The sequence below is a fragment of the Paenibacillus sp. FSL P4-0338 genome (assembly GCF_038002365.1).
Taxonomy (GTDB): Bacteria; Bacillota; Bacilli; order Paenibacillales; family Paenibacillaceae; genus Paenibacillus_AQ.
In genome coordinates this window covers 1,436,194-1,452,388 of sequence record NZ_JBBOCG010000002.1, presented here as the reverse complement: position 1 = coordinate 1,452,388, position 16,195 = coordinate 1,436,194, and the positions used below count along the sequence as shown (strand labels likewise).

Here is a 16,195-nt window from a genome sequence, read left to right as displayed (position 1 = left end):
ACACTCCTCACTTTTGAGTAGAGGTTTTATCCAAAATCCTTTCCTTTTGAGACAAGTAATCGAAATTACCTTTCGCATTGTCGGCAGCCGCCTTTGCTTCAGCCTTCTTCTGCTTATCACTCTTCTTGTTTTGGTTCTTTTTGTCCGTCTGTCCGGTAGTATTCGGGCGGCTCTTGGATGATTTGGTGATTATCACACCTGGTTTCAATAACTGCTGGGTATTAGAGTAAGAAACAATTTTGACCGGATCGAACTCCACGAAGGTGAAGGCGATATGCAAGTTTGCCTGGCCATCCTTATAGGTGGCCTCCATCGATTCAAACCACATGGTCTGCGAGAACAGTGACTCGAAGTTGATCACAACTGGCTTAGCCTTCCATTCCTCCATCAGCTTCCATGCCTGTTCTGGAGATTTGTAGGTGATGGTTTCCTTCCCCTTCTCCCACAGATCATTCCAGCGCCTCGGGAAGATGACAGAAAACGAGACCCGCTTCAGCTTCGAAGTGAGTCTCTTACTGGTCTTCTCCTCCCCGGTAATCACCGTGAATGAATCTATTTCATTGCTGCTGGTAATCTGGATCTCCGCCGGAGTGATCGGGAAAGTGAATCGGTTCTTGTCTCGAATCATGGTTAGCACGCTTATCCCCCGCTTTCCAGAGCCTTATACAGCTCCTCGCCAAATATCTTCCGGAACAGTGCCCGGCCCTGTGAGCTGGTCAGCATCTTCGCAAATTCAGCAAAATTCGTTATTCCCTTGGCCAGTTCGCCAAAGTCGATATTGATATTCTCAATTACAATGTCGCGGGTCGATGCGGGCGCCTGCGCCAGTGTCTTCGCCACCGGAATACTGCTGGACCTCATGCCCACCGCTCCACCATCGGCATAGGGCCGCACACCAAGCAGACTGCCGGCTTGCTCCCATAATGCTCTCCCCCGCTGACTACGCTGCCGAGATAACGGTATGATCATCTCAGGACCAGCTTCACCCACCAGCCCCATATGAGGAGAACTAATTAGGCCGCCATCAGCATATTTCTTCTTACGCTTCTTCCGACGGCGAAAAAATCCCGATATGCCGTCGAAAATCTTCGTGGCCAACTTTTCACCGCCGATCGTACCCACTAGGCCACCGATCGCCCCGCCGACAGCGGTACCGACTCCTGGCATAAGGAAGGTTCCGAGTAAAGCGCCAGTCGCCGCACCACCTGCCATACCGCCTCCAATACCGCCAACTACTTTGGCTAGTTGTCGTCCTTTCTTCCCTTTGCCCGCGAAAAGGACGTCCCAGGCGTCCATAGCATAACCAACCGGTCGGACTATTTTCCCGAGAAGTTTTGAACCTTTAGCAAATCTCCGCATCTTGGAAGCCTGTCTACGTAAGCGGTGACCCGTTGCGCGGATCTTATAGGCATCCGTGAGACTGGCCGCTTTGCTCAGAGACCTGGTATAACGCTTGGCGCCATATTTCTTCACCATATCGAGCGATCCATGGATGCCCTCAGCATAACCGGCACCGTAACCAATATTGTCGTTATTATCATCAATGAAGGTTTTGGCTTGAAGCGCATGAGCCTGCAAAGGCTGCGCGCCAACAATACCACCGTTTGCATAAGCACGGACGCCCAGCATTGCCCCGGCCTTCTCCCAAAGTTCCACCCCACGCTGCCGGCGCTCTGCAGACAGCGGAATGATCGCTTCTGGACCGGCTTCTCCGACCAACCCAAGATGAGGCCGATTAATGACACCACCATTGGCGTATTTGGCACCGCCACCTGATGATGCAGGAGCGCCAAAAGATACCTTGGCTCCCGTACCGGTCAGAGTGGACAAGATACCCATTGCACCCATTGCTGTAGATTTCAGCTCTGGAAACTTGCTCTGCATCCCCTGGGAGATGCCTGTGATGATACCGCTGCCCCAGCTCTGGCTCTGACTTGTGACGGTTTGAATCGATTGGAGCTGCTGCTTGGTTTCATCTGCAGCAGTCTTCACAGATGTTCCAATTCCAAGCAGACCCATTCCAGCAGCGCTGGCTCCCGCGACAATACTGTCGGTGCTTGTTTTGGTAGTGCTGCCCAGAAGTTGTGCCTGTATTGATGTGCCTTTAGCTGCAGATCCCACGGCAGCAATGTTATTCTGCGCTGATGCAGACTCCGTGCTCTTCCAAACGCCCGAGAGCTCCGATTTCACCTTGTCCACGCCCTGCAGGACACCGCTTTTCTCAATCACTCCTTTGAAAGCAGGCACTAGCCCATTCTTAGCAACATCTGTGCTAAAACGGCTGAAGGATGCCTTCAGCTTCTCCTCTTGCTGCGGTGTCATGTTACCAAAGGTCACTTTCGCTTCAGGAGGGGGGATAACCTCCAGCTTCTTATTTTCCTTTTGATTATTGATGCCGAGCCAACCACCTATTGAAGCTGCCGCATCCTTAATACCACCAGCAGCCGAAACCACTCCGTCTACAACAGACTTGGTAATTCCACTTGAATCTGCCCAAGAACCGAGCTTCTCGCCTACAAGGCTCCCAGCTGCAGCTCCAGCAATAGTACCAAGTGGCCCTGCAAGTGTACCAACAGCACCACCGATAAGCCCGCCAAGCGAACTTCCTGTCAGTGACCCACCCGTTGAGGAAATGCCGTCTTTCCAGCCCTTATCTTGTGAAGCCTGATATAGGTCATACCCAGACATGCCAATACCAGCGACAGTACCTACAATCCCCAATGCTTTAACAGCCTTGGTTCCACCTTTGGCCAATCCTTTTAACAATCCACGATTTGCTGGTATATCCGAGACATCAGATATAATTTCTGGAATAGCAGATGTTCCCCGGAGTCGAGCCGTATTTCTGTAAGTGACCCGCCCGCGTCTTGGAGCTACATCTGGAATTGAATCCACATCTGGTATATTGGTCGTCCGGGCTCCCCGGCGCGCTCTGATTGAGCCACCAGTTCCGCTGCCTCTTGTAGTTCGAGTACTTGAACCACCAGCAGCCCTGGTGCGCCCACGCCGGGTCAACCTGCCACCCTGGCGACTACCCTGCCCGCCAAGAGATCCACCCAAACCGCCTGAATCATTAAGATAAACCACACTGGCATTTACAGTCATAGAAGATAATGAACTCAGGCCGCCCCCCAGACTTCCACTCGATCCACCAGTGGTACCACGTCTGAGAGTGAATCTACGGCGGGAAGGAGTGCCAACCTCTTCGATTGGAGATGTTGCTCGTCCTCTTTTCTGACCAATCCACTCTTTTGCTGTTCTGACACTTGTATAGCCTTTCTGAACTAGTTTGCCTCCTTTAACTGCGACAAGACCACCGGCAATAACTCCTAAAGAACTATTTATTACATTGAAATGATCACTATAGAAGCTGGTGAGCTTACTAACAAAACCAACTATTTTTGTGCCTAAATCCTGTATCTGATCTTTATTTTCCGTGATTAGGGTATTGAATTCTTGTAGCGCAGGCAGGACTGCAGTCGAAAGATTAGCCCCCAGGTCCTGCATCTGCTGATCAATCTGCGCGCGGGTCTGAATAATATCCTGCATGGGATTAGCAGCCTGTTGAGCTTGCACCATTCTCTCTGTTGTCCCAGCAATCCCCGATGGCACGGGTTGAAACGGCACTTGGAAGGTCTTAAGAACAGCAAGCCCATTGTCCTCTGCGGCAGCCGAGCCGAGCGAAACCAGCGAAGCTTTCAGCTGACTCTGCGTTTGACTGGCCAAGTCTGCAACCAGTGACATTAGAGCACCTTTCGCTCGCTGTTCATCTTCAGAGTTAATATCTCCTGTGAATGCTGCCGCTTGCTTCGCTGCATCGTTCTTCCCAGCGCCACGCAAGGTGAAATACTTCTCCATATCCCCAGCATCGAGGGCCTTTACGCCGAATGTTTCTTTGATGAAATCGGCGGGCTTGTCAAAGTTGAAGGCCCCTTCCTTCACACTCTGGGTTAAGAAATTGGCCATCTGCCCGGAATTCGCACCGGTATTTTTGAAATAACCGCTGTACTCCCAGAAGGTATCGAAGAGATCTTGCTGCTTGTCTCCTACCTCCTTATAGGCATACATCATACTATCAGCCACTGAAGTGTAGGTCTCATGAAATGTATCAGCCGACTGTGACAATGCACGGTTAATTTCCTCTGCTCCGGCATCTGGTCGGACATACTGCATATTTGATGAAGCCCTTAGAAATTCGCTGACTTGCGACTTATCCCGGACCAGCGGAGCCAAATCTGCCAATTGTCGGGCTCCCTCAGTCTGAGAAGGGATAATGCCTTGAGCATTCAAGTCCTTCACAGTCTGAAGACCTTGATCTCGCACCCCTGCAGGCAACAGCGCCGCACTGCGAGAAGCTTCAGAATAGTAATCCATGACATTCCCGAATAAAGCATCCTTAATCCCGCCGCCAATAAGGATTGCCCCAGCCGTTGCTGCCAAGGTTGTTAACTTACCTGAAATTCCATCAATCACGGGGCTTACTCCATCTTGGGCGCGGAGATGAACCCGGGAGTCTTCCATTCTGCGGATCTCATCATCTGCACGGGATGCCGAACGGCGTAAATCGTCGGCTCCTGAGCGAGCGCGTCGAAAGATGTCATCAACGTTCGCACGTCCCAGCCGGCGCGCCTCGTCCGATGCGTTACCAATTCGTCCGCCTAAATCATCCGCTGCACTCCTGGAACGACGAAGGTCAGATACCAGGTTATCCCCCATCTGACCTGCAGCCCGGCGGAAGTCGAATAAATCATCAGTTGCCCCGCGGAGTGCATTTCGCATATTCCGGACAGCACCAGAAATAAGGTCCTTCGCTTCAAACGGGACCGTCACTTTTGTTGTCGCTGCTATGGTTGTTCACCACCTTGCATTTATAGATATAGGTCTTTTAAGCATTCGAAATATAAATCTACGAAGCAGGATATTTAAACAAATTCACGAATAACTGGGATGAGCATATTGTGAAGTTCGTTAAGGGATTTCATCAGAGATAACGCAAAACTTATTAATAAATTTAATACTGAAGGGAAGCATTATGAAAAAAGTAATGATAATATTATTTTTCTTGGTTCTTATTGGTTGTTCTCATAATGAAAGAAGTAAAGTTTCTACAAACAACTCAATAAATACAAACAAAAATGAAACAAAAGGGATAGAGACAACCGTTAAAATAAAGGCAGAATCAAGCGAAGCCCCTGGAACTAGCGATGAATCAGAAATTAATAATCAGATTAGCTCTGACGCAAATCCCAGCAACTCTAATATCACCTCAGAAAACCAGTCTATTTCGAGTGAAGACGAAGCAATAAAATTAGTGAGTTCCAAGTTAAATCAAGAGCAATTAAGGATTTCGTCTATAAATATAGTTGGAACTGATGATGAAGGGAATTACATAGTTAAACAATCTAGTAAAGCTACAACTGAAGTCATGGAGTGGTACCATGTGAATCTAGTTACTCAAGAGATTAGTTGCGAGATACTTGGAGACACCTGTCTTGATGACTACACTCCCCTGGTTGCAGATGATATAAACGAACTTTCCCTAGAACAGCAACAGGCTTTGGAACTTGCTAAATCATTTGCAGCCGATAATTTAGTTCAACACGGCTACGTCGATAAACTTACATATGTTGAGTTTTCTCAAATGGAAAATGAAAATTTTGTTTTTCAGATTTATAATCCAGGATCTGGGGGGACAGATACAATTGATTGGTTAACTGTGGATCTAGACCAAGGTTCTGTTGTTTCAAAATTTAACTTAGGCAAATAAAGATCTATATCATTTTCTTAGAACTCTCTTGGCTTCTTCTTCGGCGACCATGCCGGCCGCAAGACAGAAATAATACTGCCGCTGTTTATCTACCTCATACGGAAGGATCTCAGCTGGCAGCCGCTTCTGGTTTATCCAAAAGGATGCTATCCAGCTTGCTTCTCCGTCTTGCTTGATGAGTTTTTTGCTTCTTTCAACAACGCATCCTTTGTCTCCTGGAACTTGGTCACTGCTTTGCTCAACTCAGCATAATCAGCAGGGTTGTCCAGGATGCGCGGCGGCAGCTCATACTTATTGATGCAGTTGAAAGCCAGCAGCAAATCCTTGTTGTTCCAATCGAATTCGTGCTCCGTCGCCTTGACGATCATCACATCGATTTCGTTGAAGGATTCTTTCGGATCGCCGTTCTCTTCATAAGCCAGCTCATAGGCACGGCGTACCTCGATGGTAGTCAGGCGGCGTACTGACCATTCCTCTCCGTCTGCTGGTACAGTAATGGTATCATCGTTCCGACCTGTTTTGCCCTTGGAAAGATATTTTTCTAATTTATCACTCATGCAAAAAACCTCCAGTATTTTTGTATTAGAATGCAAAAAAGTCGCTGGCGCTTCCCTGCCAACGACTCCTTTACTATTTTCGTTTAAAGCTCTTGGCCCATTGGAAAGTCATTTCTTGAAAACTCACCTGTTTACGCCAAGTCTTGTGGGTGGTTTCCCACTCATTAACTGCCTGTTTGTACGGTGTGTAGAACCGCCAATCACTGATATCCCAAGAAGAAAAAATCTTTCTATAGGATTTTCCAAATGAAATGTCATGAGGATATCTTCGTACTGCCTTGCTTGCCTGCCGTTTGATCCAACGACTTGCCTGATCTTTACATACGGGCGTCTTCTTAATGCTTCTACTCAAATCAGCTCTAACCTCCTTCAGGGAAGCTAGAGTCCGTCCAGTAATTTCATTGATTCACCCCTTATTTTTCCATGATCAAATGATAAACCGATTAAATCACTGAAGCAACCATCTTTATGCCATATAAGCTGGGAACTGCTCTATGAAATCAAAGTCATTAGCAGTACCAGACAATGTAATGTCGATACCGTTGTTCTCATCAATCTTGGCAACGAGCAGATCCATTTCATCATGGATATGCACACCGCTGATCATCACCCGCTCCACATTCCCGCTTTGCATATCTTCGAGGGAACCGGTGATCCGGTCCAAGAACATAGTCTTGCCCGCCTTGAAGTCGGCCAGAAGGCGATAACGAAGGGCCGACTCCAGCTTCGACATAACCAGTTTGACCGTAATTTCATACCCCACAATCTGCTTTGTCTTGGACATCTTCCGCGCGCGGATAATATCCAGTGTTTCCGGCTTCAGGATCACTTCTACTTCTTTAATGGTCTGAATCGAATCCCCGTTATCATCCTGCACAGATAAATTACGGCCAATCAGCTCGCGTTCCATGGATTACGCCACCTCCCAATCAATATTAAAGATTTCAATCGCATCCAAGGGCTTCGCCGACAGGGAAAAGTATGCGTAATCAGCGTCGCTCACCTTTGTAGGGTGCTCAGTAAAAGTGAATTCATCACCGATGGCCTTCTGTAGCGCCCGCACCTTCAAATAACTGACAACCGCAGCAATGAACAACCCTCGGCCATCCTTGTCATTGTCCAGCTTGGCCTTATTGGCTTTACCGGCAGCATAGATGTCGTTCAAGATCTGGTCGATTGTCATCGATACGCGGATCTTCCCGAAGTCCTCCCGCTCCCCAGCTCCCAGCGTGGTCAGGGTGTTCACAGCAGACTCGATAATATAGTCGTAGCCGTCTCGAGTGGCCATCAGGGTTCCTTCGGACAAACCCTTCAATACCTCCGAATGGCTCCAGTCCACCTTAGCCTGTGTCATTGGCACCTTAACACCTGTAAAGGACCGATTCGCCGGCGTGCCCGCGACCAAACCAGCCACCCACGCAGCCCACCGAAGAGAGTCATAGGTCTTACCGTTGGTATGTTCACCAGCCAAAGAACAATTAATAATAAAGCGGGCATTTGCAGCACGGCTGCGGGTATTGTGGATCTCGATGTCGTCGTCTGCAGAAGCGGCACCAGCAATAACTAGTTGCGCCAGCTTGCGCGCCTTGGTCCGGCGATCCAGCAGCCACTGCTTGGCCGCTGCCTGCACCGCCGCCTCAGAGGATGCCAGATAGACCACATCAAACACCAAGCCGTCGATCCGGTTGAAAATGCCGCTCCAGTTCGCCGCCGTGATAGCTGCAGTACCCGTAACCCCGCCAGCAAGCTTCGTATAGGCGACATCTGCCCAGGCTGTTGAACCGGTGGTTTTAAACCGGACCATATTGGATTTCTTCAGTTGCTCAACGGCTTCGGACTTGTCGGCTACAAGAAATGTCTCGGTGTCAAAGATGCCTTTGGTGTCCCGGATGACAATTTCCTTCTTACTGGAATCTACCAGGGCAGCACGAATCATATACTCAAAGTCGTTCCCACGCGTACCCGGATACCGGGCTTCAATAGTGTAACTGCCATCCACCGCTGCAGCAGCGACCTTCTCGCTACCGTTAGTCACCCGGTAACCGATTACTGTCGCGCCACTCTCAGCCGCTAGCTCCAGCTCATCTACCTGCAGTCCGCTTTCCTTGAACCGCTCCGGCTGATCCGCCATATCCACGGCTTTATTCGGCAGGCCCCACTCCGCTTGGTACGGCACCAGCACGCGGCCAGATACCGACAGGACGCGCGACTTCGCAATCGCCTGCAGCTCAACATATGCGCCGGGTCTACTCCGTTGTATCGACATTCACTGTTTCCTCCTTTGTTGTCAGGCTCAAATAGGCCTCCACTTTACGAGTGACTTCTTGCTGGGAGAGCAGGGCATCATCCGAGCAATCAAAAAGAGCGCCGGCAATCTCAAAGCGCTCCCGCTTCAAGACCACTGCGCTCTCAATCCATTCTTGCTTGCTCCGCTTGTTCAAATCCTCAGACGATGTGGAGACCGACTTTGGCAGCTGCTGCCGCGGCCCCCGGCCGGTATTGTTATTGCTCACGATTCATGCTCCTTTCCATCATACTCAGTATAAAAGGTGTTAATTTTTTCGGCGGCCGGCTTGGGAATATTCAACAAGTACGAATATCTGAAGGTAACCTCCATCCGGTCATTCAGCAGCCGCGTGCGCGGAGCCTCAATCACCAGCATAATCCCAAAGCGCTGCGAGACCACGCAGAACCGCTGCTGACGAAGGTACAGGAAGAAGGGAAATAAGTCCAAGGGGACCGGCTCTCCTGCGTCCTCATCCCCGCTACGATCGATGTCATAGTGAAAGACCAGGCCCACATCCTCTATGATCCGGACTGCCCGCGGGGTGTGAGTTTTATCAGAGACAAGGTCCGTCTCGATGAACACACTAGGTCGATCAAACTGGCCCGCCAGCCAGAGGGAACGGTCCCGAAGAATCGGCAGCTCCGGATATATCCGCTGCACGAGTTCTGCCCAAGCTTTCAACCCAACATCCATCATGACAGCATCCTCCCCAGCTCCTTCTCCAGTCGCTTCATGATCAGCGCGTTCATCCCGCCCTCCAACTCCTTCACTGCAATGTCAAAGTAATGCCGACCGATGAATGAACGTGGCTTGGCCATAAATCCACCCTTCGCTCCTGGGTCATAAACGAATGTGCCGTTCGTTGCCCAATACCCCGGAACGAAATGGGCTTTGTGGATGGTGTAGCCGTCATTCAGCAGCCGAGGATACCCGCGCTTGCCGGGGTCACTGCTGCTTGTACCCAGATTAGACCCGACCTCCAGCGTGATACTGTTCCGGTCTACGTCCCACTCCCATACATTGCCGTCTTCACCGCGGGTAAAGGAGTTCCACATGGTCCCGGTGTCGATAAGGTCCTGCTTGTCGATTTCATCGATAATAAGGTTCAGCAGCGTTTCGCCAACGGCTTCCGCGATATTCCGGAGGATTTGATTCACACCTTCGTCACTCAGCCGTTTGAACTTCTTGGCCAAGCCGTCAAAATCATGCATGTTCACTACCTTTCACCTCGCAAGTCACCAGCAGTTCACGCCAGTAACGGCGTGGGTTAGAGTCAATTACAAGATACCTGCGCCCGAACAGTAACACTTCGTCACTGATCCGGACATCCGCTGTCTTTGGGACCCCGATTGTCTTTTTGACAATGTACAGGACAGGTGTGGTTTCTGCCTTGGCATCTGTCTGAGTTTTCACCACGAAACACTTCAGATCCTTGACCTTCCCCGCCTTCCGATCACTGAACAGGTTGTCCGCATCCTGCTGGCGGCCGACCCGGTACACCGCCAGCGGAGTATTCATGCGGTGATTCATAGCAAATAAGCCGTGATGTTTCCATCATCCGGCCCCGACTGCTGTTTTTTGACCCAGAGAAAAAGAATGGAGTCCACATCGGCATTACCGGTGGTCTTCCCCTCCACGGCCTGCCGGGTATATGTCCAGGCGCCGTCACTCTCCGCCGAGTAGCCTCGGGCGACGGAAGCAAGGTATTCCTCACTGTCCTGCAGGGCCAGAGACTCGGCCAGCTTCACCCAAGCGAGCATGAGCTGCTTGTCAACCAAGAGAGGAAAGGGTACAGGCAGATACAGTTCAATCCGGGTCTGAGCATCATCGATGTACTGCCCGAGCTGAGCTTCTGTCGCTTCCTGCACTGCGCTGACGCGGCTGCGTTCCTTAAGGAGTGTCGTTGTTAGCATCCGGCGCACCGCCGCCTTCCAGCGCTTTCAGGGCAGCGATCAGCTCCGGCTTCTTCAGGTCACCAAAACCATCGATTCCAGCCTTCTTCGCCTTGTCTTTCAACTGCGGTACCGTCAGATCTTCCAGCGGGATAATCTTCTCCGCTTTCACCTCAAAATCAGGGTGCTCATGCAGTTTTTCCAGCACATCTGAATCTTCGACCAGTACCGGCTTAGCCGGCTCGAACCGGATACTATACAGCCGCAGAGAGGCGTTGTTTCCCCGATAGGTCACGTATGGCATTAGAATTCCACCCCTTCCACATAGGCAAGAGCTTGCGGCTCTTCAAAGATGGCATCGAAGTCAGAGTGGATCGCGTAGAAGCGCTTATCCGTCCAGATTGCTTCCTTGCCTTCGGTCGTCTTACGAATCTGCATATCGTAGGTGTGGACCATGGCGAAGTTCGGCTGATACGTAAAGAGGATTGCACCTTCCGGCATACTCCAAACCTCTTCGATATCATAAGCATTGATTTTCTTCGTGCCCCCCATGATCTGCAGCTGAATGGATGCACTCGTGTCTTTCTCAGCCAGCATCTGAAGACGTTCGCTGAAGGTGTTGGGATGCATGAAATACTTGAACACGCCGCCGGCTCTGTACCGGGTCGGGATCGCCCTCTCCACTTCAAACAAAACTCCACTTTTCTCTTTCGCAGAAAGTGTGCTCCAATCCAGATAGTGTCCCGTTGTTCTGGCCAGCTTCAGCCAGCCATCATTGATCGTCAGAAACTCATAATCCGGGTCTGTATTAGGTGTATTAGTATCCCCGTTAAAGCCAATGTCCTGCATATTTTCGCCGTAGTTATTAGCCATAGCTCGCATGATAATATCTTCAGCGTTTTGACCACGGACTCGCTGCGTTTGGCGGATAAACTCTTCAGTGATATCGAAAGGTAGTACCACCGGCTCCACCGAATAAGGAATCTGCGGAAAGGTAAGTCCTGGTGTATTAGTCGCCATGATGTTCTCTTTTTTACTGCGCATGTTCCGACCCCGCACACCGACCTTGTCGATAGTGCCTTTAGAGCTCTTCCGGTTCTCATGACGAATGCCTTTCAGGAAGCTATTCGCCTCATACGCCATATCGGTGAAGGCTTCGACTTCCTCATAGTTCAAAGCATTCTGGTCCATCGTAGTTACAATGGTGGATTTCTGAATGCTAGATCTGGTGATAATACCGTTTGTTTTCATAGTGAGCATTCCTCCTTCGATTACAGGAAGCGTCCGAAACTAACGGCGCTTTCTGATTTGCTGATTTCTTCTTCATCACCCTGCGCAGAAGCACCGCGGCTATTCTTTACCAGTTGCACATCAGCTGCCAGCGTCTGCATCTGCTCACTCAGCGGTGCCAGGGCTTTTGCAATTGCATCGGTAATAGCCGTCTCTTCTGCGGTCGCAGCCGGAGCTGTGCAGCCGGCAGGTTGATCACCTTCGACGCCTTCCTCTTTCTTCAGCTCCGTAATCTCTGCCGTCAGGCTTTCTACCTGCTTGGCGATCGGAGCCAGTGCGGCCGTTACAGCCTTCGCAATATCTGTAGCCTTCAAATCAACATCCTCCTCGGACTCCTCTTCTATGGGAGCCGTTATATTTTTAAGTTCGGTCAATGCGGCGATCGCATCGTCCACGTGTTTCAAGTTGCCTGCGGAAATCTTCTTGCCTGCCTTCGCGATTTGCTCCGGAGGCGTGCCAATGGCTTTTACAATATCCTCCTTGGTCAGCACATCCTCAGCAATATCAACAAAGTCCTGTAGCGCCTCCCGGATGGTCTCCGGATCGGTTTCCAGACCACTTTGCCAAGTGTCCCAATTAAAAAGAACCGAGTTGAGAGCGTCTTGCGCAGCCCAAAATTCTCGGTTCTTCCGGTTCTTATGATATTTGTCAGCGACAGCACCTTTCTCAATCAGGCCTAGCGCTTTGGCTATTCGGCTCAAGAATCCCTTTGATACCTCCTCTTCCTCCTCAATCTCTTCCCGCTTCCCTACACCCCACATACTGAAGCCGGTAATCTCGCCCTTCTTGATAGCCTCCCAGGCATCATCGTCCGTCACTTTCACAGCCGCCACCCAGGAGCCCTTCGTGATCTGCTGTTCACCGAGCGTCATGTCACAGGGAGCGATGTAGGACTCGATGACAAATCCCTTGTCGGCTTCGAGATCGTGCTGCTTGTCGATGTTGTAGGTGTGTTGCTTCTCCATAAAGAGATGAGCTGCCTTCTCAATCTCGACTTCATCCATTTGATCGTCATGAGCATCGGCTACATCCGGCTGATACACTACCCCTTTGACAATGTGCTTGTCATCGTCAATTTTGGCAATCTGGACCTGTTTCTGGATGGCGTTCTTCCCGGAGTCCTTGATAATAGCAAACGGAACGCCGTTGGCTCCCTTGTCTACCAAGGAGATGTGCGTAATCTTGGCGTCTTTCAGTTTAAAGGTCATATTCTGTTCTCACCTCCCTTCAAGAAAAAAAGCCACATCATAGTGGCTTTTTCTGGTAACTTTATTTTAGTTGTAATTGAACTCCAAATTTACCTGTTAATAAATCTTCAGACTTCACAATTGTGGAATATTCCGTCATATCACCAATATTGATTGTGAGCGCATCTTCAATGTCTCTATTAAGGATAACAACCCTAAATTCTTTCTGATACGCAAGTGAGCTATCTTTATGAAATAATATTTTGGGATCGCCAGTTTCAAATTCAACAAACCGATATTGGTGATTTACTGAATAATCACCATACTCCACTTTGCCTGTAGCGTACTCCAAGTTTTCTCCATCAAGGGTACTTGTAATATTTCGAATGAATAGCGTCGCGGGAATTACAAGAACATACTCTCCGAACTCATCTACCATTTCATTTCTCTGCTGTTCAGTAAATACTATTTTTGTATTCACCCGACCCTCAATCTCTTCTTCAATTGGCTCTAAATCATCCAAGCCAAGTGCCATTGAACAAAAAACAGGTTTGTGTAAAACCTCATCATATCTCAATGTCGATCTTTTTGCTTCCGAAACAAATAGCACTTCATTAGTTTCCGGATGCATGATTGTCCACTTTACATCATTCATCACTAAAGAACCTTCCGTGACATCCCCCATGCCCTTCTTTTGATTTTCTGATTCCAAATCAATAAAATATTTCAGATTCTTCATGTAGACGTTTCCTTTTTGAAGTAACTCTAAATTCTCTTTTTTGCCGAATTTCAAAAGAAATAGTGCCTTATCTTCTGCCATAGTTATCCTCCATTCATTATTTTCTATGGAAATAATACTCCTTTAATTTAGGATAATCTAGTAACTATTTGATATTTCTGCAAGAATAAATCTCATGTCAAAATGGACTGCATCGTACAGCGGCAGCGGATTATTTCCTCCGGTCGGCCGCTCGGATCTCCCGGAAACATCAGCTTGCTCTTACCGACTTCAAAAGGCTTATCCAGCGGTTGCACCTGGCCGTTCGCTTTACGATGTGTCTTCCTGGTGCGGTCTCCCTTGGAAGAACGCCACTTCTTACCGTTGACCACTTCTGACTGCTTCCATCCCTCCAGCTTGCCACCGTTGGCGGCTGCCGTGCTCATAGTTCGGGATACAGTAATAGCCCGCTCCATATTAAACGGGCCGGCGTCGCCCTTGGAAGCCGCAGCACTGACCTCTCGTACAAGCAGCGCCCGCTCGGATGGTGTCTTCCCCTCCTTGATGGCCTTCTGAAAAGCCCGGGTCATAACATCCGCGCTTGTCCCATTCATATCGGGGACAAGCTTATTCAGGTTCTTGGCAAACCGGGACGCCGCCTTGTTTTTCGTGGACCAGGTCTTGTCGGTGTTAAGTACCGTCAGCTCAGACTCGCCGGCCAAGTGATACAGTGGCGTGAAGGAATCATATACCGCCTGCTCAAACTGGACAGTGAACAAATCACCGGACTGTACGGACTGTAAAACCTTGCCCAACTCCCCGATATCAATCAGCAGCTCCTCGCTGAGCTCCTCAATGGCATAATGAAGGGCCTTCCCCTGCAGCTCAAGGATCTCGACTATCCGATTCTCTCCCTGCTTGTACAGCTCCTCCAGCACAGCCCGCTCCGCATGGGTCAGTTCAAGGCTGTCCAGAAACTCAGTGTCGTCCGCTTTTGCGATGAGCTCCCAGCAATCCTTACACATGATCGGTTACCTCATCATGACTCTGCCGCAGCAGGCGCTTGGCAATCGTGGCCACCTGCTCCTGCAGATCGTTCACATCATAGTCAGGTTCAGGCACGGTTATAGCCGGCTGACTGTTCAATAGCTGTGCTATTGGTGTGTCGAGGTATTCCGCACTGTACTTGGATTCATCAATGGTAGTATCCAGCACTTCCTCAGCGATCGGAATCAAATCCCGGACCAGCATAATACCGTTGTCTGCAATAAAGTCCAACAATGCCTTGCGGTCTTCTGGATCAATGATACGCGGCCCGCGCAGGGTAGCCCGCACGCGAAAGATGCCCATAGCCGGAAACAGCCGTTTATTGAAGATCTCATCCATAATCCACTTGCGGTAAGGCTCGAAGACCTGTTCTTCTGCAAACCGCAGCGCGGCCTGCGCCGTGGCGCGGTTGTAGTCGGAGCTCTGGCCAACCAGGATCGGAGGCAGTCGGAACGATGATAGAATGTCAGCTTTCTTGTCCTTACCGTATTCCAAGAAAAGGGCATCCTGCTGGAGCAGATCATTCAGCTTGTCCAGTTTGATGGCCACCTTCTCGACTTTCTCATCCAGCGGTCCGCCCGTCTCCTCCCCGATCGCTTCCAGGTAGAGTATGCCGCCCTGAGACTGCGCGCCCTTAACATTCCGCAGCAGCTCCATAGATTGATTGGTCAGTCGGCCATTGGTCACGGTCAACAGCATAGAAAGCATGCGGCCATTACTGAAGTAGGAAACGTTCAACTCCTCTGCCTCCCGGCTGCCGACCACTCCAGGCGCGTTACCGAACCAGCGCGGCTCCCCATATGGACCGTCATTCCCCAGCTTCAAAGGGATAATCTGGTTGCCCTGACCCTCTGTTCCGAACGGCCTGAACCATACCACTGACTGCCCGCGCTTCATAGCATACTTCCGGGAGTAAATATCCTGAGAAAACTCCTCAACCTTCTTCGATGACCGGATCAGGCGCTTCCGCTTGATGGTCACTTTATCCGTCTCCCGGGTACAACGAACGAATTTAGGATTGATCCGGTACAGTGTAGGGAACTCACTGCCTGTAGGCCAGGCGACCTCCACATTTGCATTCCCGCTGCTCTCGATATCTTCAATAAGGGAACTGATAATCTCATCCGGTGTATCCTCTAGGTTACAAGTCTCCAGAAACTTGTCAGCCTTGTTCCACTCTTCCAATGCCGTCTGATCACTCTCCCCCGGAATGTACTCCAAGGCAATGCCGTAGCCGGCGATATTTCGGCGGTATGCTTCAATACACTGCGGGATGATGTTACTGTTCTTGACCAGCAGCTTGCAGGAAGCAGGGTCATTGCCAGGAGGAAACGGCAGTAGCCCATGCTGGTCATATAGGTTCTCAAAGCTATCCGGCAGCTGCGCGCTGGAAGGGATATGCCGGTCTTCTGCCTTTGATATCTGGAACCACTGTGCTTCTCCACTCATG

General features: G+C 50.0%; 18 protein-coding genes. 1 reads left to right on the top strand and 17 read right to left on the bottom strand.

Annotation, left to right across the window (positions count from 1 at the left end; translation table 11 throughout):
• Positions 1-7: 7 nt before the first annotated feature.
• Together MKZ07_RS30320 and MKZ07_RS30315 are read right to left on the bottom strand one after the other, a co-directional pair.
• Positions 8-628 (bottom strand): hypothetical protein, encoded by a 621-nt coding sequence (locus MKZ07_RS30320; RefSeq protein WP_341029805.1) that lies wholly within the window; start codon positions 626-628, stop codon positions 8-10.
• 11 nt (positions 629-639) lie between these two features.
• Positions 640-4,779 carry a hypothetical protein gene (locus tag MKZ07_RS30315; RefSeq protein WP_341029246.1) on the bottom strand — a complete coding sequence of 1,380 codons (4,140 nt, stop codon included), beginning with the start codon at positions 4,777-4,779 and terminating at the stop codon, positions 640-642.
• A 253-nt stretch (positions 4,780-5,032) separates the two neighbouring features.
• Here MKZ07_RS30315 and MKZ07_RS30310 point away from each other — a divergent pair, with 253 nt between their 5' ends.
• Positions 5,033-5,767 carry a hypothetical protein gene (locus MKZ07_RS30310; RefSeq protein WP_036696993.1) on the top strand — a complete coding sequence of 245 codons (735 nt, stop codon included), beginning with the start codon at positions 5,033-5,035 and terminating at the stop codon, positions 5,765-5,767.
• Between the two features lie 146 nt (positions 5,768-5,913).
• On the opposite strand, the gene MKZ07_RS30305 is transcribed toward MKZ07_RS30310, so the two are convergent.
• From MKZ07_RS30305 to MKZ07_RS30235, 15 genes are all read right to left on the bottom strand, one after another.
• Positions 5,914-6,324: a hypothetical protein gene (locus MKZ07_RS30305; protein WP_036696997.1), complete on the bottom strand. Its 411-nt coding sequence runs from the start codon at positions 6,322-6,324 to the stop codon at positions 5,914-5,916.
• Positions 6,325-6,397: 73 nt separating this feature from the next.
• The gene (locus MKZ07_RS30300) at positions 6,398-6,676 is read right to left on the bottom strand and encodes a hypothetical protein (RefSeq protein WP_036697001.1); all 279 of its coding nucleotides are present in this window, start codon (positions 6,674-6,676) and stop codon (positions 6,398-6,400) included.
• A gap of 114 nt (positions 6,677-6,790) precedes the next feature.
• Positions 6,791-7,234 (bottom strand): phage tail tube protein, encoded by a 444-nt coding sequence (locus MKZ07_RS30295; RefSeq protein WP_036697004.1) that lies wholly within the window; start codon positions 7,232-7,234, stop codon positions 6,791-6,793.
• 3 nt (positions 7,235-7,237) lie between these two features.
• Complete coding sequence (locus tag MKZ07_RS30290; protein ID WP_341029238.1) at positions 7,238-8,590, bottom strand: phage tail sheath subtilisin-like domain-containing protein; 1,353 nt, start codon at positions 8,588-8,590, stop codon at positions 7,238-7,240.
• Positions 8,571-8,837, bottom strand: coding sequence for a hypothetical protein (locus tag MKZ07_RS30285; RefSeq protein WP_341029236.1), 267 nt, complete (start codon positions 8,835-8,837; stop codon positions 8,571-8,573). The genes MKZ07_RS30290 and MKZ07_RS30285 overlap by 20 nt, the downstream gene beginning before the upstream one ends.
• Positions 8,834-9,307, bottom strand: coding sequence for a hypothetical protein (locus tag MKZ07_RS30280; protein WP_341029233.1), 474 nt, complete (start codon positions 9,305-9,307; stop codon positions 8,834-8,836). Before MKZ07_RS30280 ends, MKZ07_RS30285 begins: the two co-directional genes overlap by 4 nt.
• A complete protein-coding gene (locus tag MKZ07_RS30275; RefSeq protein ID WP_235218483.1) occupies positions 9,304-9,822 on the bottom strand; it encodes an HK97 gp10 family phage protein in 519 nt (172 codons plus the stop codon). Before MKZ07_RS30275 ends, MKZ07_RS30280 begins: the two co-directional genes overlap by 4 nt.
• Positions 9,815-10,141: a hypothetical protein gene (locus MKZ07_RS30270; RefSeq protein WP_341029231.1), complete on the bottom strand. Its 327-nt coding sequence runs from the start codon at positions 10,139-10,141 to the stop codon at positions 9,815-9,817. The genes MKZ07_RS30275 and MKZ07_RS30270 overlap by 8 nt, the downstream gene beginning before the upstream one ends.
• Positions 10,138-10,524, bottom strand: a complete 387-nt coding sequence (locus tag MKZ07_RS30265) for a hypothetical protein (protein WP_341029229.1) — start codon at positions 10,522-10,524, stop codon at positions 10,138-10,140. Before MKZ07_RS30265 ends, MKZ07_RS30270 begins: the two co-directional genes overlap by 4 nt.
• Positions 10,502-10,807: a Rho termination factor N-terminal domain-containing protein gene (locus MKZ07_RS30260; protein ID WP_341029226.1), complete on the bottom strand. Its 306-nt coding sequence runs from the start codon at positions 10,805-10,807 to the stop codon at positions 10,502-10,504. Before MKZ07_RS30260 ends, MKZ07_RS30265 begins: the two co-directional genes overlap by 23 nt.
• Entirely contained in the window at positions 10,807-11,754 is a 948-nt protein-coding gene (locus MKZ07_RS30255) for a major capsid protein (RefSeq protein ID WP_341029225.1), read from the bottom strand. The genes MKZ07_RS30260 and MKZ07_RS30255 overlap by 1 nt, the downstream gene beginning before the upstream one ends.
• A gap of 20 nt (positions 11,755-11,774) precedes the next feature.
• Positions 11,775-13,001 carry an XkdF-like putative serine protease domain-containing protein gene (locus MKZ07_RS30250; protein WP_341029222.1) on the bottom strand — a complete coding sequence of 409 codons (1,227 nt, stop codon included), beginning with the start codon at positions 12,999-13,001 and terminating at the stop codon, positions 11,775-11,777.
• Positions 13,002-13,062: 61 nt separating this feature from the next.
• Positions 13,063-13,800: a hypothetical protein gene (locus tag MKZ07_RS30245; RefSeq protein ID WP_341029219.1), complete on the bottom strand. Its 738-nt coding sequence runs from the start codon at positions 13,798-13,800 to the stop codon at positions 13,063-13,065.
• Between the two features lie 92 nt (positions 13,801-13,892).
• Entirely contained in the window at positions 13,893-14,723 is an 831-nt protein-coding gene (locus MKZ07_RS30240) for a phage minor head protein (RefSeq protein WP_341029216.1), read from the bottom strand.
• Complete coding sequence (locus tag MKZ07_RS30235) at positions 14,716-16,194, bottom strand: phage portal protein (RefSeq protein WP_341029215.1); 1,479 nt, start codon at positions 16,192-16,194, stop codon at positions 14,716-14,718. The genes MKZ07_RS30240 and MKZ07_RS30235 overlap by 8 nt, the downstream gene beginning before the upstream one ends.
• Position 16,195 lies beyond the last annotated feature (1 nt).

Bases quoted from the DNA above. Each gene is read 5' to 3' on its own strand.
- MKZ07_RS30320 (WP_341029805.1), bottom strand. From the start codon at position 628: ATGATTCGAGACAAGAACCGATTCACTTTCCCGATCACTCCGGCGGAG.
- MKZ07_RS30315 (WP_341029246.1), bottom strand. From the start codon at position 4,779: ATGCGAAATGCACTCCGCGGGGCAACTGATGATTTATTCGACTTCCGC.
- MKZ07_RS30310 (WP_036696993.1), top strand. From the start codon at position 5,033: ATGAAAAAAGTAATGATAATATTATTTTTCTTGGTTCTTATTGGTTGT.
- MKZ07_RS30305 (WP_036696997.1), bottom strand. From the start codon at position 6,324: ATGAGTGATAAATTAGAAAAATATCTTTCCAAGGGCAAAACAGGTCGG.
- MKZ07_RS30295 (WP_036697004.1), bottom strand. From the start codon at position 7,234: ATGGAACGCGAGCTGATTGGCCGTAATTTATCTGTGCAGGATGATAAC.
- MKZ07_RS30290 (WP_341029238.1), bottom strand. From the start codon at position 8,590: ATGTCGATACAACGGAGTAGACCCGGCGCATATGTTGAGCTGCAGGCG.
- MKZ07_RS30280 (WP_341029233.1), bottom strand. From the start codon at position 9,307: ATGATGGATGTTGGGTTGAAAGCTTGGGCAGAACTCGTGCAGCGGATA.
- MKZ07_RS30275 (WP_235218483.1), bottom strand. From the start codon at position 9,822: ATGCATGATTTTGACGGCTTGGCCAAGAAGTTCAAACGGCTGAGTGAC.
- MKZ07_RS30270 (WP_341029231.1), bottom strand. From the start codon at position 10,141: ATGAATCACCGCATGAATACTCCGCTGGCGGTGTACCGGGTCGGCCGC.
- MKZ07_RS30265 (WP_341029229.1), bottom strand. From the start codon at position 10,524: ATGCTAACAACGACACTCCTTAAGGAACGCAGCCGCGTCAGCGCAGTG.
- MKZ07_RS30260 (WP_341029226.1), bottom strand. From the start codon at position 10,807: ATGCCATACGTGACCTATCGGGGAAACAACGCCTCTCTGCGGCTGTAT.
- MKZ07_RS30255 (WP_341029225.1), bottom strand. From the start codon at position 11,754: ATGAAAACAAACGGTATTATCACCAGATCTAGCATTCAGAAATCCACC.
- MKZ07_RS30250 (WP_341029222.1), bottom strand. From the start codon at position 13,001: ATGACCTTTAAACTGAAAGACGCCAAGATTACGCACATCTCCTTGGTA.
- MKZ07_RS30245 (WP_341029219.1), bottom strand. From the start codon at position 13,800: ATGGCAGAAGATAAGGCACTATTTCTTTTGAAATTCGGCAAAAAAGAG.
- MKZ07_RS30240 (WP_341029216.1), bottom strand. From the start codon at position 14,723: ATGTGTAAGGATTGCTGGGAGCTCATCGCAAAAGCGGACGACACTGAG.
- MKZ07_RS30235 (WP_341029215.1), bottom strand. From the start codon at position 16,194: ATGAGTGGAGAAGCACAGTGGTTCCAGATATCAAAGGCAGAAGACCGG.